Annotated in this window: 19 protein-coding genes and 1 pseudogene; 7 read left to right on the forward strand and 13 right to left on the reverse strand. The window is 50.7% G+C overall.

Translation table 11 applies throughout. From position 1 onward, the window contains the following. Nucleotides 1-14: 14 nt before the first annotated feature. From ACJHWT_RS16785 to soxR, 3 genes are all read right to left on the reverse strand, one after another. Entirely contained in the window at nt 15-1,664 is a 1,650-nt protein-coding gene (locus ACJHWT_RS16785; protein WP_000402207.1) for a Na+/H+ antiporter, read from the reverse strand. A 150-nt stretch (nt 1,665-1,814) separates the two neighbouring features. Beyond that, complete coding sequence (gene ghxP, locus ACJHWT_RS16790; protein WP_000106892.1) at nt 1,815-3,164, reverse strand: guanine/hypoxanthine transporter GhxP; 1,350 nt, start codon at nt 3,162-3,164, stop codon at nt 1,815-1,817. A 545-nt stretch (nt 3,165-3,709) separates the two neighbouring features. Then, nucleotides 3,710-4,174 (reverse strand): redox-sensitive transcriptional activator SoxR, encoded by a 465-nt coding sequence (soxR, locus tag ACJHWT_RS16795; protein ID WP_000412424.1) that lies wholly within the window; start codon nt 4,172-4,174, stop codon nt 3,710-3,712. 85 nt (nt 4,175-4,259) lie between these two features. Between soxR and soxS the strand changes: the two genes are divergently transcribed. Continuing rightward, nucleotides 4,260-4,583 (forward strand): superoxide response transcriptional regulator SoxS, encoded by a 324-nt coding sequence (gene soxS, locus ACJHWT_RS16800; RefSeq protein WP_000019358.1) that lies wholly within the window; start codon nt 4,260-4,262, stop codon nt 4,581-4,583. A gap of 2 nt (nt 4,584-4,585) precedes the next feature. Here soxS and pdeC read toward each other — a convergent pair whose 3' ends face one another. After that, a complete protein-coding gene (gene pdeC, locus ACJHWT_RS16805) occupies nt 4,586-6,172 on the reverse strand; it encodes a c-di-GMP phosphodiesterase PdeC (RefSeq protein ID WP_000017978.1) in 1,587 nt (528 codons plus the stop codon). A 428-nt stretch (nt 6,173-6,600) separates the two neighbouring features. Between pdeC and ACJHWT_RS16810 the strand changes: the two genes are divergently transcribed. Further along, nucleotides 6,601-6,882, forward strand: coding sequence for a YjcB family protein (locus ACJHWT_RS16810; protein ID WP_001295689.1), 282 nt, complete (start codon nt 6,601-6,603; stop codon nt 6,880-6,882). A gap of 98 nt (nt 6,883-6,980) precedes the next feature. Here ACJHWT_RS16810 and ssb1 read toward each other — a convergent pair whose 3' ends face one another. Next, nucleotides 6,981-7,517, reverse strand: coding sequence for a single-stranded DNA-binding protein SSB1 (ssb1, locus tag ACJHWT_RS16815; RefSeq protein WP_000168305.1), 537 nt, complete (start codon nt 7,515-7,517; stop codon nt 6,981-6,983). A gap of 254 nt (nt 7,518-7,771) precedes the next feature. Between ssb1 and uvrA the strand changes: the two genes are divergently transcribed. Further along, on the forward strand, nt 7,772-10,594 hold the full coding sequence (gene uvrA, locus ACJHWT_RS16820) for an excinuclease ABC subunit UvrA (RefSeq protein ID WP_000357740.1): 2,823 nt from the start codon (nt 7,772-7,774) through the stop codon (nt 10,592-10,594). Between the two features lie 34 nt (nt 10,595-10,628). Here uvrA and ACJHWT_RS16825 read toward each other — a convergent pair whose 3' ends face one another. From ACJHWT_RS16825 to aphA, 3 genes are all read right to left on the reverse strand, one after another. Beyond that, entirely contained in the window at nt 10,629-10,985 is a 357-nt protein-coding gene (locus ACJHWT_RS16825; protein ID WP_000155648.1) for an MmcQ/YjbR family DNA-binding protein, read from the reverse strand. Between the two features lie 3 nt (nt 10,986-10,988). Continuing rightward, nucleotides 10,989-11,405 (reverse strand): secondary thiamine-phosphate synthase enzyme YjbQ, encoded by a 417-nt coding sequence (locus tag ACJHWT_RS16830; RefSeq protein ID WP_000270375.1) that lies wholly within the window; start codon nt 11,403-11,405, stop codon nt 10,989-10,991. Between the two features lie 110 nt (nt 11,406-11,515). Further along, nucleotides 11,516-12,229: an acid phosphatase AphA gene (gene aphA / locus ACJHWT_RS16835; protein WP_001317548.1), complete on the reverse strand. Its 714-nt coding sequence runs from the start codon at nt 12,227-12,229 to the stop codon at nt 11,516-11,518. Nucleotides 12,230-12,630: 401 nt separating this feature from the next. On the opposite strand from aphA, the pseudogene ACJHWT_RS16840 reads away from it, so the two are divergent. Both ACJHWT_RS16840 and ACJHWT_RS16845 read left to right on the forward strand, forming a co-directional pair. Continuing rightward, nucleotides 12,631-12,853 (forward strand): annotated as a pseudogene (locus ACJHWT_RS16840) (hypothetical protein). 29 nt (nt 12,854-12,882) lie between these two features. Next, nucleotides 12,883-13,134 carry a hypothetical protein gene (locus ACJHWT_RS16845; RefSeq protein ID WP_224471525.1) on the forward strand — a complete coding sequence of 84 codons (252 nt, stop codon included), beginning with the start codon at nt 12,883-12,885 and terminating at the stop codon, nt 13,132-13,134. A gap of 221 nt (nt 13,135-13,355) precedes the next feature. Here the strand turns inward: ACJHWT_RS16845 and tyrB are convergent, their stop codons facing one another. From tyrB to dnaB, 3 genes are all read right to left on the reverse strand, one after another. Further along, nucleotides 13,356-14,549, reverse strand: a complete 1,194-nt coding sequence (gene tyrB / locus ACJHWT_RS16850; RefSeq protein WP_001696415.1) for an aromatic amino acid transaminase — start codon at nt 14,547-14,549, stop codon at nt 13,356-13,358. A gap of 252 nt (nt 14,550-14,801) precedes the next feature. Continuing rightward, nucleotides 14,802-15,881, reverse strand: coding sequence for an alanine racemase (gene alr / locus ACJHWT_RS16855; protein WP_039060530.1), 1,080 nt, complete (start codon nt 15,879-15,881; stop codon nt 14,802-14,804). Nucleotides 15,882-15,933: 52 nt separating this feature from the next. Beyond that, complete coding sequence (gene dnaB / locus ACJHWT_RS16860) at nt 15,934-17,349, reverse strand: replicative DNA helicase (protein ID WP_000918363.1); 1,416 nt, start codon at nt 17,347-17,349, stop codon at nt 15,934-15,936. An 82-nt stretch (nt 17,350-17,431) separates the two neighbouring features. Here dnaB and ACJHWT_RS16865 point away from each other — a divergent pair, with 82 nt between their 5' ends. Beyond that, the gene (locus ACJHWT_RS16865; protein WP_000235522.1) at nt 17,432-18,415 is read left to right on the forward strand and encodes a quinone oxidoreductase; all 984 of its coding nucleotides are present in this window, start codon (nt 17,432-17,434) and stop codon (nt 18,413-18,415) included. Nucleotides 18,416-18,580: 165 nt separating this feature from the next. Here ACJHWT_RS16865 and pspG read toward each other — a convergent pair whose 3' ends face one another. Together pspG and dusA are read right to left on the reverse strand one after the other, a co-directional pair. Further along, the gene (gene pspG, locus ACJHWT_RS16870) at nt 18,581-18,823 is read right to left on the reverse strand and encodes an envelope stress response protein PspG (protein WP_000891406.1); all 243 of its coding nucleotides are present in this window, start codon (nt 18,821-18,823) and stop codon (nt 18,581-18,583) included. Nucleotides 18,824-18,956: 133 nt separating this feature from the next. After that, nucleotides 18,957-19,952: a tRNA dihydrouridine(20/20a) synthase DusA gene (dusA, locus tag ACJHWT_RS16875; RefSeq protein WP_001110629.1), complete on the reverse strand. Its 996-nt coding sequence runs from the start codon at nt 19,950-19,952 to the stop codon at nt 18,957-18,959. A gap of 155 nt (nt 19,953-20,107) precedes the next feature. Here dusA and zur point away from each other — a divergent pair, with 155 nt between their 5' ends. Next, nucleotides 20,108-20,623, forward strand: coding sequence for a zinc uptake transcriptional repressor Zur (gene zur, locus ACJHWT_RS16880; protein WP_000416264.1), 516 nt, complete (start codon nt 20,108-20,110; stop codon nt 20,621-20,623). Nucleotides 20,624-20,641 lie beyond the last annotated feature (18 nt).

Raw genomic sequence — 20,641 nt, forward strand, 5'->3', positions numbered from 1 at the left:
ACACCGCCAAAGCGTTATTGGTTCTCTTCAATCAACAACGCTTCAAGCAAATCGAGATCGTGCAGTAATTTTTGCAGCGTTTCATTGCTGATCTCCCGCGTGGCGCGCAGGTGGTACAGTTCAGCACGTTCAGAACGCAATGCCGCCAGACGGAAGCGACGCTCAAGGTTCTCTTCCTGCACGGAACTTTCAACGTCGTTACGTCCATCGGCGCGACGACGCAGGTTACCAATGACGCGAGAACTAACCTCTGTGAGCAGCTGGTTATCGATATTCTCTTCGGTATCCGCCGCCAGACGCTCCTCCATTTTCTGGATCGCCACAATCGCCACTTCTGCCGTTGCCGCTCGCGCAATACGTTCCTCTTTCAATTGTTGCGAATGGTCCGCGACTTCAATGTGTTGTAGCAGAATAGGCAACATCACCACGCCGACAAACAGCGAGAAGAGAATGACACCAGCCGCCAGGAACACCAGCTCATAGCGCGCCGGGAAGACGTTACCATCCGGCAAGAGCAGCGGGATTGAGAGCACACCAGCCAGAGTGATCGCCCCACGCACCCCGGCGAAAGACGCGATCAGGATTTCTCGTGTGGTCCACGAACCAAACTCCATCGGCTTCTTCTTCAGGAAGCGGTTGCTGAACTTTTTCATCGTCCACAGCCAGCCGAAACGGACCAGCATCAGCGCCGCATAAATCAGAATGATATCGGTAAACAGCATCCAGATTTCGACGTTAGGGTCGATTTCTGCCGCCATCAGCGACGTCTCCAGAATACCCGGCAGCTGCAGACCTAACAGCAGGAATACCATGCCGTTAAAGACAAATTCCAGCATCGCCCAGGTACTGTTTGCGCGCAGGCGCATTGCCAGCGGCGCACGGCGCATCACACCGGAACGGGTGATGGTCATCCCGGCGGCAACCGCAGCGAGGATACCGGAAACGCCAATATGTTCGGCAATCAGATAAGAAGCGAATGGCAGCAGGAACAGCAGGACGATCTGCGTCGCGGGTTCATCACCGCCCCAGCGGCTGAGGAATCGCAGCGAGCGACCGTACAGCCAGCTCACCACAAAACCGGCGAGAATACCGCCAATGGCCACTTTCATAAATTCGACCGTCGCACCACCGACGGTGAAGATCATCGTCCCCATCGCCACTGCCACGGCAAACTTCAACGACACCAGACCGGAGGCGTCATTCATCAACGCTTCGCCCTGCAAAATGCCCATGATTTTTTTCGGGATGCGCCCTTCGCCAACAATCCCCGAGAGCGCCACAGCATCGGTCGGAGAAAGCACCGCCGCCAGCGCAAAGGCGGGGATCAGCGGAATGCCCGGCACCACCCAGTAAATAAGAAAGCCAATGCCGACCACGGTGACCACCACCAGCGCCAGCGCGAGGCCGAAAATCTCTCGACCATGTTCGAGAAATTCACGGGTCGGCGTTTTCCAGCCATCAGCGAACAGCAACGGCGGGATAAACAAGACTAAAAAGAGTTCAGGATCAAACTCCACATGCAAACCAAACGTCGGCCACGCCAGTAGCGCACCGATGGCGATTTGCATAAGCGGAAGCGGGATCTGAAAGGGCATGACACGAGTGACCACCCCGGACAGCGAGACCACGAGGGTCATTATCAGTATGGTGAAGAAGATTTCCATGCGTTCCCTGTTTGCGATGTTTTTTATGATCTGAGAAAGGCGTTATGCCTGAATTCTCATTTTTTCAGAATATCGCAAAAGCTCACACAATGTGCGGAGAAAATAAAAACGGGCAGCCATTGCCACCCGTTTTCAGAATCATATGAAAGATTAGATAGCCCAGCCACCCGCATAGAAGGTCACCAGCGCCACAGCGATAACGACCGTACCGATGTTCAACTTGCGCCATTCGCCGGAAACCAGACGACCAATCACCAGAGTCGCGAAGCCGATCATGATGCCTGTTACGATGTTACAGGTCAGCACGATGAATACCGCCGTAACCAGACCCGCCATCGCATCAACAAAATCAGCAAAGTCGATTTTCGCCACGTTACTCAGCATCAGCAGGCCAACGTACATCAGCGCCGGAGCCGTTGCATACCCCGGAACGAGGTAAGAGAGCGGAGAGAGGAACAGAATCAGCAGGAACAGCACGCCAACGGTGATAGCCGTCAAACCGGTTTTACCGCCCGCCGCCGTACCCGCCGCAGACTCGATGTATACCGCTGCCGGAGCTGCACCCACCAGGCCAGAGAAAACGCTGCTCATGGAGTCAGTGGTCAGTGCTTTCCCGCCGTCGATGATCTGCCCATCTTTATCCAGCAGGTTCGCCTGGCCGGCGACGGCACGGATAGTTCCGGTGGCATCAAATACTGCCGTCATCACCAGCGCCAGAACGCTTGGCAGGACTACAGGATTCAGCGCGCCCATAATGTCCAGGCTGCCAATTAGTGAATTGCCGTTTTCATCGCTCAATGAAGGCATGGCGAAAACGCCGGAGAAATGGACGTTAGGATCGAAGATCAAACCGACAATTGAGATACCGATAATGGTCAGCAGAATGCCACCAGGGACTTTCAGTTTTTCCAGGCCGATAATCACTGCCAGCCCCACCAACGACATCATCACCGGAAAGGTCGTGAAATCCCCCAGCGCGACGGGCAGACCATCAAGTGGGTTTTTAATCACCAGACCGACACCATTAGCAGCAATCAGCAGCAGGAACAGACCGATACCAATCCCCGTGCCGTGCGCCACACCGTGCGGCAAGTTGCGCAAAATCCAGCTACGGATACCCGTGGCAGAAATGACCGTAAACAGCACACCCATCAGGAACACGGCACCCAGCGCGACAGGTACGCTAATATGTTGCCCCAGCACCAGACTGAATGCGGTAAACGCCGTCAGGGAGATGGCGCAACCAATCGCCAACGGCAGATTAGCCCACAGACCCATCACGATAGAACCGAGTCCGGCAACCAGACAGGTCGCAACGAAAACTGCCGCAGGCGGGAAGCCTGCTTTACCCAACATGCCCGGAACGACGATAACCGAGTAGACCATCGCCAGAAATGTTGTTAACCCGGCAACCACTTCCTGACGGACAGTGCTTCCACGTTGTGAAATTTTAAACCAGGCGTCGAGTGAACCGCCGGTACGCGCTGATGGCGTAGACATAAGAAAACATCCCCTGAGAGTTTAATTTTCGTCAAGATGCGTGGCGGACAATCCCCTGCCAGCGAAACGTTATCTTCCTGCTCCAGGTTTGCGACAAATTGGTGCGTCGCAAAAAAGCAAACGTTTAGCTCCGCGCATACAAAACGGGTGGTAAAAAAAGCAAACGATTATCCGGCGATCATAGCGGCTTTTTCAACCGAAGTTTGCTGCTTTTTTCTCTTTTATTGTCTTGACGATGAAAAACCAGGCAATTGATGCGCAAACGTTATCGTCGATGCGCAAGATTGCAGCGTTATCGAGCCGTATACCGTTCAGGATTGCGATAAAAAATCGTCTGAGATGACAAAAATATTGCGGCTAAAAAGTGTACTTTTACACTGGCGAAGAAACGCCGGTGACATACAATTAAAGCATCAACACCAACCGGAACCTCCACCACGTGCTCGAATGAGGTGTGTTGACGTCGGGGGAAACCCTCCTGTGTACCAGCGGGATAGAGAGAAAGACAAAGACCGGAAAACAAACTAAAGCGCCCTTGTGGCGCTTTAGTTTTGTTCATCTTCCAGCAAGCGTGCGCCTGTGCCTTCTTCTCCTAAGCGGTCGCCCGGGTTACGCAATGGGCAATCACTGCGCGAAAGGCAGCCACAACCAATACATCCGTCCAGCTCGTCACGCAGCGCCACTAAGGTATGAATGCGCCGATCCAACTCTTCTCGCCATTGGGACGAAAGCTGTTTCCACTCTTTCGCACTTAATGTATGCCCTTCGGGCAACACGCCAAATGCTTCACGAATGGTCGCCAGCGGAATGCCAATACGCTGAGCAATTTTGATGATTGCGACATATCGCAACACATCACGTTTATATCGCCGCTGATTGCCACTATTACGGATACTGCTAATCAACCCTTTGCTTTCATAGAAATGCAGCGCCGATACCGCCACACCGCTGCGTTTTGCCACTTCGCCGGGGGTTAGCAGCGCTTTAATGCGGGGTAATTTCTTTTCCATAAATCGCTTTACCTCAAGTTAACTTGAGGAATTATACTCCCCAACAGATGAATTAACGAACTGAACACTGAAAAGAGGCAGATTTATGTCCCATCAGAAAATTATTCAGGATCTTATCGCATGGATTGACGAGCATATTGACCAGCCGCTTAACATTGATGTCGTCGCAAAAAAATCAGGCTATTCAAAGTGGTACTTACAGCGGATGTTCCGTACTGTGACGCATCAGACACTAGGTGATTACATTCGCCAACGCCGCCTGTTACTGGCCGCCGTTGAGTTGCGCACCACCGAGCGTCCGATTTTTGATATCGCAATGGACCTGGGTTATGTCTCGCAGCAGACCTTCTCCCGCGTTTTCCGTCGGCAGTTTGATCGCACTCCCAGCGATTATCGCCACCGCCTGTAGTTTTATTGCCCGCGCGTTAACTCCCGCGCGGGTAATTGCTCCATCCATTGCATAAACACCTGCGGCGGCATCGCCTTCGCAAAGAACCATCCCTGGCAATAGCGCACGCCGCGTTTGCGCAGCCAGTTAACCTGCTCCTCAGTTTCGACGCCTTCAGCGATCGTTTTTAACCCCAGACTGTGCGCCAGCTCGATGATGTGTTCCGCAATCAAATGACTGGTTTTATGGGTGGTCAGCGTCTCAACAAACGATTTATCGATTTTCAAAATATCGACATTCAATGATTTAAGGTTATGCAAGTTAGAGTAGCCAATACCAAAATCATCAATTGCCACTTCGTAACCAGCCTGGCGGAAAGCCAGAATAATCGGCGTCATTTTGTCGACATCAAGAAATGCATGTTCAGTCACTTCAAATTTAATTTGCTGCGGACGCACCGCATATTGCTCTGTTTTCTGGTTGGTTCGCGCTATCAACCGTGACGTATGAAAATCGGAGGCCGACAGGTTAATAGAAACATAGCGATCGACATGTGTTGCCAGGTACACGCCCAGATCGCGGAAGACATTATCAATAACATAATCAGTTATCTGTTCGATCATCCCCTCCTTTTCTGCCAGCGGAATAAACTCTGCCGGATTCATTACTTGCCCCTGCTCACCAGGCCAACGTAACAATGCTTCAGCTCCGATACATTTTTCTGTTTTGATATCGATTATTGGCTGGTAATAAAGGCAAAGTTGATGTTTTTCGAGGGCGCGTTGCAATTTGCGTTTGGGAGACAAATAGTTTTGTCGAATACGTAGCCAGAGTAATAACAGAACAAGACTCCCCAAAATACCGGCGGGTAACGCAAAAATAAGATGATTATAAAAATGCGCTATAAGACGTTGATATGAAGTCGCAACAATGGCTGCAATCGGGCGTTTTGTCGAATAAACTGTCGCATATAAATAGCCATTTCTTTGTACGGTTAAATCATTCAAATGAATCAGCGGAGAAAACGTTGCTGCCGAGGCCTCGTTGCTTAACGAGAAAAAGGTTTTTGTCACCGTATCATACACACCCCATTGCAATGTCGGATCATCAGACATCACTTCACTCCAGAAGAGAGGGTTGATAACCGCCACATAATTTCCCCGCTGCATATAGGTCATTTTATAGCCAGAGAAAAAAGGCGTATCGCGGTAATAATAGATAGAAACGTTAGGTTCACGCTTATAATCGGCCGGTGCAATCGTATAGCCGTTTACAGGCGCTATCAGCGATGAGCATAAAAAATGGTTATCACGGGCATAGATCAATTCATTAATATAAAGATAGCCACGAATAATATTCAACATTCGCTTTTGATGGGCTGGAGTGCAAACTTGCCCCTGATAGCGTTCTGCTGCATCGCTCACTAAATCTGCCTGGCGAATGACCAGCTCGGATTTATCCAGCGCCAGCTGAGCAAAAGTTTGGAGCTGGCTATTCACTTCTGATTTTGCCCAAAGGAAGGCAATCCATAGCGACAGAATGATGGGAAAGAGAACTAAAAAGATAATGCCCGGCAACGCCAGTAATTGGTGTCGTGCATGATGACTCATTGCTATCAATTTCCTGCCTGTTTATACCCGGTCATTGCAAGGTGAAAACCCTGGTTACCGACGTCTTTAGATAAATCTTACGGTATAAATAGCACTTTTGCCTGATTTGAAATTGATACCTTTTTAATGGTCACCTGGATAAAAATAATTCATTGATATTCAAATTAATTTTCTACAGGAATGCAGAGGCGGCGGGAAGATATGCCCTTAATGCCGCTGAAAAACCACATAATCTGTACAGCAATAAAAGTCACGGCCTAATCTGGCTAACAAACAATCAATTGTGATATAGTTCACAAAATTAATGAAACAAACAGAGTGTTTCATTTTTGTGTCCTGCAAGCCCCGCGATAGCCAGAGTGTACCACGCCTCCCGTGAACAACGCCGCGCTGTCCAGGGCATCGGCTCTTTTCAGAGGAATTGTTTGATGGCTACCCTCACCACTGGCGTGGTTCTTCTTCGCTGGCAACTTCTTAGTGCCGTAATGATGTTTCTGGCCAGCACGCTCAACATCCGTTTTCGTCGGTCTGATTATGTCGGGCTTGCAGTGATCAGCAGCGGTCTGGGCGTGGTTTCTGCCTGCTGGTTCGCAATGGGGTTGCTTGGCATCACAATGGCGGATATCACCGCCATCTGGCACAACATCGAGTCGGTGATGATAGAAGAGATGAATCAGACACCGCCACAATGGCCAATGATTTTGACTTGATATGTAGAAGCCTCCAAAACGGAGGCTTCTTTTTTACGGCTGGCAGATGTTTTAATCATCCACCTTAAAACAATATAACCTATTGTTTTAATGAAAAATCAGAACGGAATATCGTCATCAAAGTCCATCGGCGGCTCATTAGACGGTGCTGCCGGAGCAGACTGCTGCGGGCGAGACTGCGCGCCGCCGCTGAACTGATTGCCGCCCTGCGGCTGCTGAGGCTGACCCCAACCGCCCTGCGGCTGACCACCACCGATATTGCCACCTGCAGGAGCGCCACCACCCTGACGACCACCCAACATCTGCATGGTGCCGCCAACGTTCACCACGACTTCTGTGGTGTAGCGATCCTGACCGGATTGATCGGTCCATTTGCGGGTACGCAGCTGACCTTCGATATAAACCTGAGAACCTTTACGCAGATATTCGCTGGCCACTTCTGCCAGTTTGCCGAACAGCACAACGCGGTGCCATTCAGTCTGCTCTTTCATCTCGCCGGTCGCTTTATCACGCCAGGATTCGGAAGTAGCCAGCGTAATGTTGGCAACTGCGCCACCATTTGGCATGTAGCGTACTTCCGGGTCCTGACCCAGATTACCAACGAGAATAACCTTGTTTACGCCTCTGCTGGCCATGTTCGTGTCTCCTGAAAAAAAATCGTTCTGAATAAGTGTAAACGCGCGATTGTACCATTACCAATAGCGCTTTTACTATGTTGTGACCTCGGTTCCGGGAAACAAACCTGGCCAGACATTGTTACACAACACTCCGGGTAATGCATTCCAATACTGTATATTCATTCAGGTCAATTTGTGTCATAATTAACCGTTTGTGATCGCCGGTAGCACCATGCCACCGGGCAAAAAAGCGTTTAATCCGGGAAAGGTGAATGGATAAGATCGAAGTTCGGGGCGCCCGCACCCATAATCTCAAAAACATCAACCTCGTTATCCCCCGCGACAAACTCATTGTCGTGACCGGGCTTTCGGGTTCTGGCAAATCCTCGCTCGCTTTCGACACCTTATATGCCGAAGGGCAGCGCCGTTACGTTGAATCCCTTTCCGCCTACGCGCGGCAGTTTCTGTCACTGATGGAAAAGCCGGACGTCGATCATATTGAGGGGCTTTCTCCTGCCATCTCGATTGAGCAGAAATCGACGTCTCATAACCCGCGTTCTACGGTGGGGACAATCACCGAAATCCACGACTATTTGCGTTTGTTGTTCGCCCGCGTCGGTGAGCCGCGCTGCCCGGACCACGATGTACCGCTGGCGGCGCAAACCGTCAGTCAGATGGTGGATAACGTGTTGTCCCAGCCGGAAGGTAAACGCCTGATGCTGCTCGCGCCAATCATTAAAGAGCGCAAAGGCGAACACACCAAAACGCTGGAAAATCTGGCAAGCCAGGGTTACATCCGTGCTCGTATTGATGGCGAAGTCTGCGATCTTTCCGATCCGCCGAAACTGGAACTGCAAAAGAAACATACCATTGAAGTGGTGGTTGATCGCTTCAAGGTGCGTGACGATCTCACCCAACGTCTGGCAGAGTCGTTTGAAACCGCGCTGGAGCTTTCCGGTGGTACCGCGGTAGTTGCCGATATGGACGATCCAAAAGCGGAAGAGCTGCTATTTTCCGCCAACTTCGCCTGCCCAATTTGCGGCTACAGTATGCGTGAACTGGAACCACGCCTGTTTTCGTTTAACAACCCGGCGGGTGCCTGCCCGACCTGTGACGGCCTTGGCGTACAGCAATATTTCGATCCTGACCGCGTGATCCAGAATCCGGAACTGTCGCTGGCAGGTGGTGCGATCCGAGGCTGGGATCGCCGCAACTTCTATTACTTCCAGATGCTGAAATCGCTGGCAGATCACTATAAGTTCGACGTCGAAGCGCCGTGGGGCAGCCTGAGCGCGAACGTGCATAAAGTGGTGTTGTACGGTTCTGGCAAAGAAAACATTGAATTCAAATACATGAACGATCGTGGCGATACCTCCATTCGTCGTCATCCGTTCGAAGGCGTGCTGCACAATATGGAGCGCCGTTATAAAGAGACGGAATCCAGTGCGGTACGTGAAGAATTAGCCAAGTTTATCAGCAATCGTCCGTGCGCCAGCTGCGAAGGAACCCGTCTGCGTCGGGAAGCACGCCACGTGTATGTCGAGAATACGCCGCTGCCCGCCATCTCCGACATGAGCATCGGTCATGCGATGGAATTCTTCAACAATCTCAAACTCGCAGGTCAGCGAGCGAAGATTGCGGAAAAAATTCTTAAAGAGATTGGCGATCGCCTGAAATTCCTCGTTAACGTAGGCCTGAATTACCTGACACTTTCCCGCTCGGCAGAAACGCTTTCTGGCGGTGAAGCACAGCGTATCCGTCTGGCGAGCCAGATTGGTGCGGGCCTGGTTGGCGTTATGTATGTGCTGGACGAGCCGTCTATCGGCCTGCACCAGCGCGATAACGAGCGCCTGTTGGGTACGCTTATCCATCTGCGCGATCTCGGTAATACCGTGATTGTGGTGGAGCACGACGAAGACGCGATTCGCGCCGCTGACCATGTGATCGACATTGGCCCGGGCGCAGGTGTACACGGCGGTGAAGTGGTCGCAGAAGGTCCACTGGAAGCGATTATGGCAGTGCCTGAGTCGTTGACCGGGCAGTACATGAGCGGTAAACGCAAGATTGAAGTGCCGAAGAAACGCGTTCCGGCGAATCCGGAAAAAGTGCTGAAGCTGACAGGCGCACGTGGTAATAACCTGAAAGACGTGACGCTGACGCTGCCAGTCGGTCTGTTTACCTGCATCACAGGGGTTTCAGGTTCCGGTAAATCGACGCTGATTAACGACACACTGTTCCCGATTGCCCAACGCCAGTTGAATGGTGCGACCATCGCCGAACCGGCACCGTATCGCGATATTCAGGGGCTGGAGCATTTCGATAAAGTGATCGATATCGACCAAAGCCCAATTGGTCGTACTCCGCGTTCTAACCCGGCGACCTATACCGGCGTGTTTACGCCTGTGCGCGAACTGTTTGCGGGCGTACCGGAATCCCGTGCGCGCGGCTATACGCCGGGACGTTTCAGCTTTAACGTCCGTGGCGGGCGCTGCGAAGCCTGTCAGGGCGACGGCGTGATCAAAGTGGAGATGCACTTCCTGCCGGACATTTACGTACCGTGCGACCAGTGCAAAGGTAAACGCTATAATCGTGAAACGCTGGAGATTAAGTACAAAGGCAAAACCATCCACGAAGTGCTGGATATGACCATCGAAGAGGCGCGTGAGTTCTTTGATGCGGTGCCAGCTCTGGCGCGTAAGCTGCAAACGTTGATGGACGTTGGCCTGACGTACATTCGCCTCGGGCAGTCCGCAACCACGCTTTCTGGTGGTGAAGCCCAGCGCGTGAAGCTGGCGCGTGAGCTGTCAAAACGCGGCACCGGGCAGACGCTGTATATTCTTGATGAGCCGACCACCGGTCTGCACTTCGCCGATATTCAGCAACTGCTCGACGTACTGCATAAACTGCGCGATCAGGGCAACACCATTGTGGTGATTGAGCACAATCTCGACGTGATCAAAACCGCTGACTGGATTGTCGACCTGGGACCGGAAGGCGGAAGTGGCGGCGGCGAAATCCTCGTCTCCGGTACGCCAGAAACCGTCGCGGAGTGCGAAGCTTCGCATACGGCGCGCTTCCTCAAGCCGATGCTGTAATCGTTAAGGCCGCTTTCTGAGCGGCCTTTTCCTTTCAGAGTTGCACCAGCAATTTACGTTTTTCTTCCGGCAGCAAATTCACCGCCTGCTGATAAGACGCATCCACCAGATAATAGATTTGCGAATCCGGCAGCGAACCGTCGAGATAAACAGTGCTCCAGTGCGCTTTGTTCAGATGGCGGCTCGGACGCACATCACTGTGCTGCTGACGTAACAACTCTGCCAGCTCCGGGCTGGTTTTCAGCGAAACAGCTGGGCGATTTTCAACCTCTTTCACCATCGCAAAAAGCACATCTTCAACTTTGATCTGCGTCGCTTTCCAGTCGCTGTGAACGCTCTGTTCCGCGCCAGCTTTAGCCATGCAATATTGTAGCAACTCCGAAATGGTCATTTTTTACTCCCCTTGTAGTGTCGCGATAATGCGACGCGATCCGCCGTGGATGCGATGTTCCCCCAGCCAGATGCCTTGCCAGGTGCCGGTCTGAATACGCCCTTTATGCACCGGCAATACAAGCGATGTTCCCAGCATTGAGGATTTGATATGAGAAGGCATATCGTCTGCTCCCTCATAGTCATGCTCATAATTTCCGTTGTCGGGAACGGTGCGGAGGAAAAAACGCTCCATGTCGTGGCGTACGGTGGGATCGCAGTTCTCATTAAGTGTCAGAGAGGCGGAGGTATGTTGCAGCAACAGATGCAGTAAACCGATGTTAACGCGCGGCATATCAGCCAGCTGATTCAGAATTTCATCCGTTACCAGATGAAACCCACGAGATTTGGCGCTAAGCGTGAGCGTCTTTTGATACCACATGTGCTGCTCCTTGATAAAACTCTCTTAATCAGTTTGCAGCAAGACAGCGAAAGGATAAAGGTGTGATTAAAAAAACAGCATTCGGGAGAGTGTCACGCTCTCCCGCTCTGTCAGTATTCTGAATTGACGATCACCTCTTCACCAAACGCACCCGCTTGTGGCAAGGGTTTGTAGGTAGAGTTGGAGGCGCGCAGAATGCGGATACCACGAGCGCCGACATCGCGTGCGGCGGTAATATCGTTATCGGAATCGCCATAAAAAATTCGGATATTTTTATCCTGCAGCCATTGCGATTTTGTATTTTGCCCTGGTTTATCACCCGCAAAGATCACCGGATTCATGTTGGTGGCAGGAATATGAAAATTATCCGCCAGCGTTTTTGAAACCGTTTCTGTTTTCGTCGGGCTACGACCAGTCACAAAGAAGATCGCGTCACCGCGGCGTACATGCATATCAATCAGCTGGCGAGCGACCTCTTTTGGAATGCTAAATTCATCCCAGCCATTGTTCATTTTTTCCCAGAACACAGGATTTTTCAGATAATCTTCGCTTTCTGGCGAGAAGTTTTTTTTGCCGCGCCAGAAGCCCGGACTGGAAAAAAGTACCGTGTCATCGATATCAAACCCCACCGCCATTGGCGGACGCCCTGCGAGGCTATTTTCAATTTGTGCGACCGAAACCCAATGAATTGGTGCCTGTTCAGCAAGCCTGGCAACGTTAGTACCAGGGTTAAGCGGTGAAGGAGATGAGGCCAGGGCAACAGCGGAACTGTTTAGAGCGAACAATAAGCAAACGGCACTGATTGCCTGTGTGATCTTGCGCATATTTTTCCCTAAATAGTCAGTATGTTGAAACTTTTTATTGTGAGATTTGTTGCAAAAACCATCTGACCATAACGCCAGCAGCAGGGGAAAGGAAGGATTATCTGCGGTTTTTGTGATGAAAAGCAGGATGATTATATTTAACCCAGTAAATACGTTCCTGTCGTTTTTTGTAAAAAAAATGTTTATTACGCGATGTAAGAATACATTAATTTTGCGTTTATTATGATGAATCCTCTGCAAATGAGCGAAATTTGATAGAACATTTATCTGCTGTACGATTTAATAAACTTAATGATACAGCATTACAAAAACAATCGAAGTTTATAAAGATGATTTCTGATTGACCAGCCCCCTACCCTACAATGGTGACTAATTTTATTACTCCCGAAGGAGATGATGATATGAATATATCAAATGTGAATAGCAACAACACGACATCTTTACCTGTAGAGCTAGATACACTAAATAACAAAGGTATCTCTTATGACAAAGATTTCTCTTATGCCAAAGATCTCTTTTTATATATAGAAACACAGTTAAAAATTGCAAAAGATTTTTGTAGACCTGGAGAAGAAGTATCAAGTTCTATTGCAAGTACAGTTTTTCACGCATTTATTGATTTAGTTAACAAAATCAGGGGTAAGAAAGATTGTATGTATATTTTCACGCTTTGCTGTTTTGCCGAGGAGGTTAAAGGTGATTATTCTCATTACAGGACCTTTTTATTTGATATTGGTAATCAATATAAGGTTAAACTTACACAAAGCGGAAAAAAAGAGTTCTCTTTAACTTTAGAATTTAACGATACTATAATTGAATCTCAGATAGTCACAGGCAATAAGGCAAAGCATATTCTTGAGGATATAGAAAAATTCTATCGTAACAAACCCGATACTTATTATTAAATTTAATAATGGTTAGATGTGCAAAAATTATTATTCCACACGGTAAAACAGGGAAAAGCACTCCAGAACATTGGGATAAACTTAACAAGTTAGAACTAACAACCTTTTATTACCTCTCACGTAGAACGATGGCATCAAAAAAATCATCTATAAAGCAAGAGTGAAAGCGACGACAGTTTAATTTCACTGCAGGCTGGGTAACTCCAGCCTGCTTTCCTGCATTACATCACCGCAGCAAACGCCTTTGCCACACGTTGTACATTTGCCGTATTTAACCCAGCGACACACATGCGACCGCTGGCGATGAGATAGACACCAAATTCTTCACGTAGTCGGTCAACCTGAGCGGCACTTAAACCGGTATAACTGAACATACCGCGCTGATTAAGCAGATAATCGAAATTGCGTTCTGGTATCTCTGTGCTCAATACCTTCACCAGTTCCTGACGCATCGCCAGAATGCGAGTACGCATCTCTTCTACTTCCGCCAGCCAGCTGGCTTTCAATGCCTCGTCATTCAGCACCGCAGCCACCACCTGCGCACCAAAATTCGGCGGGCTGGAGTAGTTGCGGCGAACTGTTGCTTTCAATTGCCCCAGTACGCGGCCTGCGGCTTCGGCATCTTCACACAGAACAGAAAGTCCGCCGACGCGCTCGCCGTAAAGGGAGAAAATTTTCGAGAACGAATTGCTCACCAGAGCGGGTAATCCAGCGCTGGCAATGGCGCGAATGGCGTAGGCATCCTCTTCCATACCGGCACCAAATCCTTGATAGGCAATATCAAGAAATGGGATAAGCTCGCGGGCTTTGAGAATTTCAATCACCGCATCCCATTGGTCATTAGTGAGATCGGCACCCGTTGGGTTGTGGCAACATGGATGCAGCAACACAATACTGCGGGCAGGTAATGTTTTCAGCGTCACCAACAGGTCATTAAAGCGCACGCCGTTAGTCGCTTCGTCATACCAGGGGTAAGTACTTACTTCGAATCCAGCCCCGGCGAATATTGCTACGTGGTTTTCCCATGTAGGATCGCTGACCCAGACGCCTGATTCCGGGAAGTAGCGTTTCAGGAAATCCGCGCCCACTTTCAATGCCCCTGAGCCGCCAAGGGTTTGAATGGTTGCTACGCGCTGTTGTTGCAGTACCGGATGGTCGGCACCAAACAGCAGCGGCGCAATAGCATGGCGATAGCTGTTAAGCCCTTCCATCGGTAAATAAAGCGAAGCGCCATGAGGCTGCGCATTCAGGCGCGCTTCCGCATCCGCCACGGCTTTCAGTTGTGGAATAATTCCGTCTTCGTTGTAGTACAGACCGATACTTAAATTCACTTTGTCGCTGCGAGGGTCTTCTTTAAAACGCTCCATAAGCGTAAGAATCGGGTCGCCAGCGTAGGCGTCAACTTTTTGAAACACGCGATGGTTCTCCAGGTTTACGGGCAGGTGGTTAAAACACAATAAACCGGAAGAAGGCGAAGATCGAGTGGATGTTCAGGGGCGAACGGCAATTAGCAACAGAGTGAGACTCATGACAAACGTACATCCGCCAGAGGCACGGCCTTCATAAGAGCATGAAAGAATATCAACTTATTGAATTGGTAGGATTTTATTGGCCGGATAAGGCATTCACGCCGCATCCGGCACAGACAATCAAATATTACAGAACGATTAATCCACGTATTTCATCGCGCCCCTTGAAGTCAGGCGCGTAATAAGTTCGTAAGCGCTCACTTTTGTCATTTCAGCGATACGTTCTACGGGCAAACCTTCGCCCCATAAAATGACCGGGTCCCCGGCTTTGTCCTGCGCCTGTGGACCTAAGTCTACGCAGATCATATCCATCGCGACGCGCCCGACAATCGGCACTTCGCGACCGTTCACCAGCACTGGCGTACCGGACGGCGCGGCGCGCGGATAACCATCGCCATAGCCCATCGCGACTACGCCAAGGCGGGTATCACGTTCGCTTACCCAGGTTCCACCATAACCGACAGGCTCTCCGGCTTTATGCTCACGCACAGCAATCAGGCTGGAGGTCAATGACATTACCGGCTGACAGCCAAAATCGGCACCGGTGGAACGATCTTCCAGCGGCGAGACGCCATAAAGAATGATGCCCGGGCGCACCCAGTCAAAATGCGACTGTGGCCACAGCAGAATGCCACCCGACGCGGCAATGGAACGTTGACCTGGTTTGCCTTCACAAAAGGTATTAAAGATAGCGAGTTGTTTCTCGGTTGCGCCGCATTTTGGTTCATCCGCGCGCGCAAAATGGCTGACGATATTCACCGGCTGACGAACGTTTTTGCACTGGGTCAGGCGATGATAAAACGCCTCAGCCTGTTCCGGCCTTACGCCCAGACGGTGCATACCGGTATCGAGTTTCATCCAGACGGTAACCGGCTCGTCCAGGCTAGCCTCTTCCAGCGCAGCCAGCTGTTCTTCGTTATGCACGGCGGTATGAAAATGTTGCGCAGAAATCGTCGGCAGATCTCTGGCATCAAAAAAGCCTTCGAGTAACAGTACAGGTTTGGTGATTCCCCCCGCACGCAGTCGCAGAGCTTCTTCGAGACGGGCTACGCCAAAGGCGTCAGCATCGGGGAGCGTTCGCGCGGTCTCAAGAAGACCGTGACCATAAGCGTTCGCTTTCACCACCGCAACCATTTTACTGGCAGGCGCCAGTTCACGAAGACGTTGCAGGTTGTGTCGCAGAGCGCGGCGGTTAATCACAACAGTTGCCGCTTGCATTTGTGTTCCTTGATAAGTGTTTGCTTTAATTACCTAATTCATAAAATAATTATTATTCGTCGTCGTACTGCGGCCCCGCATAGTTGTCGAAGCGCGACCATTGACCGTTAAAGGTCAGGCGTACCGTCCCGATTGGGCCGTTACGTTGTTTACCGATAATAATTTCCGCGATGCCTTTTAAATCACTGTTTTCGTGATACACCTCATCACGATAGATAAACATGATCAAGTCCGCATCCTGCTCGATAGAGCCAGATTCACGCAGGTCGGAGTTGACCGGGCGTTTGTCGGCACGTTGTTCCAGAGAACGGTTCAACTGGGACAGCGCCACCACCGGCACGTTCAGTTCTTTCGCCAGTGCTTTCAGCGAGCGGGAGATTTCTGCAATTTCCAGCGTACGGTTATCGGAAAGCGCCGGTACGCGCATCAGTTGCAGGTAGTCGATCATGATAAGCCCGATGCCGCCGTGTTCACGGGCAATACGGCGTGCGCGGGAACGCACTTCCGTTGGCGTCAAGCCGGAGGAATCATCGATATAGATATTACGTTTTTCGAGCAAAATACCCATGGTGCCGGAAATGCGTGCCCAGTCTTCATCATCGAGCTGACCGGTACGGATTTTAGTCTGGTCAACGCGCGACAGCGACGCCAGAGAACGCATCATGATCTGTTCTGATGGCATCTCCAGCGAGAAGATAAGCACCGGTTTATCCTGCAACATCGCCGCGTTTTCGACGAGGTTCATCGCAAATGTCGTTTTACCCATCGACGGACGCGCGGCAACGATGATCAAATCCGACGGCTGCAAGCCAGCGGTTTTTTTGTTGAGATCGTCATAACCGGTATTTACCCCGGTAACGCCATCGTGTGGCTGCTGAAACAACTGCTCAATACGCGCCACGGTTGCGTCGAGCACATCGGCGATGTTCTTCGGCCCTTCGTCTTTGTTTGCACGACTTTCGGCAATTTTAAAGACGCGGGATTCAGCAAGGTCGAGCAGATCTTCACTGGTACGCCCTTGTGGATCAAAACCAGCTTCGGCAATCTCGTTAGCAACGGAGATCATCTCACGAACAACGGCACGTTCGCGCACGATATCCGCATATGCACTGATGTTCGCCGCACTTGGCGTATTTTTTGACAGCTCTGCCAGATAAGCAAAACCACCGACGCTATCGAGTTGCCCCTGGCGTTCCAGCGATTCCGCAAGGGTAATCAGATCGATAGGACTACCGCTTTCCTGCAAACGCGCCATTTCAGTAAAGATATGACGGTGTGGGCGGGTGTAAAAATCATCTGCCACCACACGCTCAGCTACATCATCCCAGCGTTCGTTATCCAGCATTAAACCGCCCAACACCGACTGCTCCGCTTCGATCGAGTGCGGAGGCACTTTCAGCCCGGCAACTTGTGGATCGCGTTCGCGGGGTTCAGCCTGCTGTTTGTTGAAGGGTTTATTTCCTGCCATAGTGAATGGAGTTACCGAGATAAAGAATGGGTCGAAACTTTACCATATGAAGCAGACCCTGACGATACGTTCTGGAGGACACATGGCAACACGAATTGAATTTCACAAGCACGGTGGCCCGGAAGTACTTCAAGCCGTAGAGTTCACTCCTGCCGATCCGGCGGAGAATGAAATCCAGGTCGAAAATAAAGCCATCGGCATCAATTTTATCGACACGTATATCCGCAGCGGCCTTTACCCGCCGCCATCGCTACCCAGCGGATTAGGCACCGAAGCGGCAGGCATCGTGAGTAAAGTCGGCAGTGGTGTAAAGCATATTAAGGCAGGCGATCGCGTAGTCTATGCACAATCGGCATTAGGCGCTTACAGCTCTGTGCATAACATTAATGCGGATAAAGCGGCGATTCTGCCTGCGGCAATTTCTTTTGAGCAAGCTGCGGCATCCTTCCTGAAAGGCTTAACGGTTTATTATCTGCTGCGCAAAACCTATGAAATTAAACCCGATGAGCAGTTCCTGTTCCACGCAGCGGCTGGCGGCGTTGGCTTGATTGCCTGCCAGTGGGCAAAAGCCCTTGGCGCGAAACTTATCGGCACCGTAGGAACCGCGCAAAAAGCGCAGAGTGCGCTAAAAGCGGGCGCGTGGCAGGTTATTAACTATCGTGAAGAGAATCTGGTCGAGCGGTTAAAAGAGATCACCGGTGGCAAGAAAGTGCGCGTGGTGTACGATTCCGTGGGCAGAGACACCTGGGAACGGTCGCTGGATTGCCTGCAACGCCGCGGCTTAATGGTGAGTTTTGGCAACTCATCAGGTGCGGTTACCGGTGTGAACTTAGGCATTCTCAATCAGAAAGGCTCGTTGTATGTGACACGCCCTTCCCTGCAAGGCTATATCACCACGCGGGAGGAATTAACCGAGGCCAGTAATGAACTGTTCTCTTTGATTGCCAGCGGTGTGATTAAGGTCGATGTCGCCGAGCAGCAGAAATATCCGCTGAAGGATGCGCAGCGTGCGCATGAGATTCTGGAAAGCCGGGCGACGCAAGGTTCCAGCCTGTTGATTCCATAAAAGAAATAGGGCTTCCACCTGGGAAGCCCTTTCTTTTTATAGTTCGGCTGTATGTAGGGTACAGCACGATGAATCTGTTAGAGGCGCAATAGTGACAGATTTGATTATCAATTCCTATTTTGTTCTAAGGATAAAACCTTAGGTTGTGATCGTCCGCACAATCCCTTAGTAACGCCAACGGTCATAGCGCTGATATTTCGGCACTTTTGGTGCTTTAATCACCTTAATAACCCACACTACCGCAATCGCCAATAACAGCCACGGCAGCAACTTAATCATCAATGCCAGCATACCGCCGAGGAACATAATGGCCGTCGCCACAACCAGCGCAGCGATAATGCCCAGCAACGAAACGCCGGTGACCATCAGCATGACAAAAAAGCCAATCACAAAAAGTAGTTCCAGCATGATGCTCTCCCAAATATGAAATCTCTTGCAGGCATTACAAGAATCATGCCAAAAATAATCTATTGATTTAACAGCAAAACGCCCCGCGACGGTGCGCAGGGCGTGGTGAATTTGACTACTTTTTGGTGAAAAGTTAACGCTTATCCGCCACCAGTTTGAGCGCGTGTTCCAGCACATTAATGTCTGCACCCGCTTTATGGGCATTTTCACTTAAATAACGCCGCCACTGCCGCGCGCCAGGAATACCCTGGAACAAGCCCAGCATATGCCGGGTAATATGGCCGAGATACGTACCCTGGCTGAGTTCACGCTCAATGTACGGATACATGGCGCGCACTACCGCCACCGGATCGGCATCAATATCCGAGGAACCAAAAATCTCTCGGTCTACCGCCGCCAGAATACCCGGATTCTGATACGCCTCGCGCCCGACCATCACGCCATCCATATGTTGCAAATGCGCTTTAGCTTCTTCCAGCGACTTGATACCACCGTTAATCGACATCGTCAGATGCGGAAAGTCACGCTTCAGTTGATACACACGCGGATAATCGAGCGGCGGGATCTCACGGTTTTCTTTCGGACTTAACCCAGAAAGCCAGGCTTTACGTGCGTGGATGATGAACATCTCACACTCACCTTTGCCGGAAACGGTGTTGATGAAATCGCAGAGAAATTCATAGCTGTCCTGATCATCGATGCCAATACGCGTCTTCACCGTCACCGGAATCGACACCACATCGCGCATCGCTTTCACGCAGTCGGCAACCAGCTGCGCATTACCCATCAGACACGCACCAAACATGCCGTTCTGCACCCGGTCAGACGGGCAGCCGACATTCAGGTTGATCTCATCGTATCCACGCGCTTCTGCCAGCTTCGCACACTGTGCCAGCGCCGCCGGATCGCTACCCCCGAGTTGCAACGCTACCGGATGTTCTTCTTCACTGTACGCCAGGTAATCACCTTTACCGTGAATAATCGCCCCTGTGGTCACCATTTCGGTATACAGCAACGTATTGCGGGAAAGCAGACGCAGGAAATAACGGCAATGTCTGTCCGTCCAGTCAAGCATCGGGGCAATCGAGAAACGGTAAGCGGGATAAACAGTGTGTGATTCTGCTGGCATGGCGACTTTTTAAGCATCTGGTAAATTGGGGGCGCTACTATAGCATAACGAATATGCGATCAGGCAATGTGACAGCCATGACACCCTGTTCTCGGCGTTTAAGCGAGAACTATGGTAAAGTAAGGACATTCTTAACCCCACTGTCGAGGTGCCCAATGGAAAAGACCACAACGCAGGAGTTATTAGCGCAGGCTGAAAAAATCTGCGCACAGCGTAATGTGCGCCTGACCCCACAGCGCCTCGAAGTGTTGCGCCTGATGAGTCTGCAGGATGGCGCTATCAGCGCTTATGATCTGCTTGATTTGCTGCGCGAAGCTGAACCGCAAGCCAAGCCGCCAACGGTTTATCGCGCGCTGGAGTTTCTGCTTGAACAAGGTTTTGTGCATAAGGTGGAATCCACCAACAGTTATGTGCTCTGTCATCTGTTCGATCAGCCCACCCATACTTCAGCCATGTTTATTTGCGATCGCTGCGGCGCGGTGAAAGAAGAATGTGCTGAAGGCGTGGAAGACATCATGCATACGCTGGCGGCAAAAATGGGTTTTGCCCTGCGGCATAATGTTATTGAAGCACATGGATTATGTTCAGCATGTGTAGAAGTAGAAGCGTGTCGTCATCCTGAACAGTGCCATCATGACCACTCTATTCAGGTGAAAAAGAAACCTCGCTAAAAGGGTGTACATCCTTGT

The organism is Escherichia sp. WS338, from assembly GCF_046486405.1.
Lineage (GTDB): Bacteria > Pseudomonadota > Gammaproteobacteria > Enterobacterales > Enterobacteriaceae > Escherichia > Escherichia coli.

Bases quoted from the DNA above. Each gene is read 5' to 3' on its own strand.
- dnaB (WP_000918363.1), bottom strand. From the start codon at position 17,349: ATGGCAGGAAATAAACCCTTCAACAAACAGCAGGCTGAACCCCGCGAA.
- ssb1 (WP_000168305.1), bottom strand. From the start codon at position 7,517: ATGGCCAGCAGAGGCGTAAACAAGGTTATTCTCGTTGGTAATCTGGGT.
- soxS (WP_000019358.1), top strand. From the start codon at position 4,260: ATGTCCCATCAGAAAATTATTCAGGATCTTATCGCATGGATTGACGAG.
- aphA (WP_001317548.1), bottom strand. From the start codon at position 12,229: ATGCGCAAGATCACACAGGCAATCAGTGCCGTTTGCTTATTGTTCGCT.
- ACJHWT_RS16865 (WP_000235522.1), top strand. From the start codon at position 17,432: ATGGCAACACGAATTGAATTTCACAAGCACGGTGGCCCGGAAGTACTT.
- soxR (WP_000412424.1), bottom strand. From the start codon at position 4,174: ATGGAAAAGAAATTACCCCGCATTAAAGCGCTGCTAACCCCCGGCGAA.
- ghxP (WP_000106892.1), bottom strand. From the start codon at position 3,164: ATGTCTACGCCATCAGCGCGTACCGGCGGTTCACTCGACGCCTGGTTT.
- ACJHWT_RS16825 (WP_000155648.1), bottom strand. From the start codon at position 10,985: ATGACCATTTCGGAGTTGCTACAATATTGCATGGCTAAAGCTGGCGCG.
- ACJHWT_RS16785 (WP_000402207.1), bottom strand. From the start codon at position 1,664: ATGGAAATCTTCTTCACCATACTGATAATGACCCTCGTGGTCTCGCTG.
- dusA (WP_001110629.1), bottom strand. From the start codon at position 19,952: ATGCCAGCAGAATCACACACTGTTTATCCCGCTTACCGTTTCTCGATT.
- pdeC (WP_000017978.1), bottom strand. From the start codon at position 6,172: ATGAGTCATCATGCACGACACCAATTACTGGCGTTGCCGGGCATTATC.
- ACJHWT_RS16830 (WP_000270375.1), bottom strand. From the start codon at position 11,405: ATGTGGTATCAAAAGACGCTCACGCTTAGCGCCAAATCTCGTGGGTTT.
- ACJHWT_RS16810 (WP_001295689.1), top strand. From the start codon at position 6,601: ATGGCTACCCTCACCACTGGCGTGGTTCTTCTTCGCTGGCAACTTCTT.
- uvrA (WP_000357740.1), top strand. From the start codon at position 7,772: ATGGATAAGATCGAAGTTCGGGGCGCCCGCACCCATAATCTCAAAAAC.
- ACJHWT_RS16845 (WP_224471525.1), top strand. From the start codon at position 12,883: ATGTATATTTTCACGCTTTGCTGTTTTGCCGAGGAGGTTAAAGGTGAT.
- pspG (WP_000891406.1), bottom strand. From the start codon at position 18,823: ATGCTGGAACTACTTTTTGTGATTGGCTTTTTTGTCATGCTGATGGTC.
- zur (WP_000416264.1), top strand. From the start codon at position 20,108: ATGGAAAAGACCACAACGCAGGAGTTATTAGCGCAGGCTGAAAAAATC.
- alr (WP_039060530.1), bottom strand. From the start codon at position 15,881: ATGCAAGCGGCAACTGTTGTGATTAACCGCCGCGCTCTGCGACACAAC.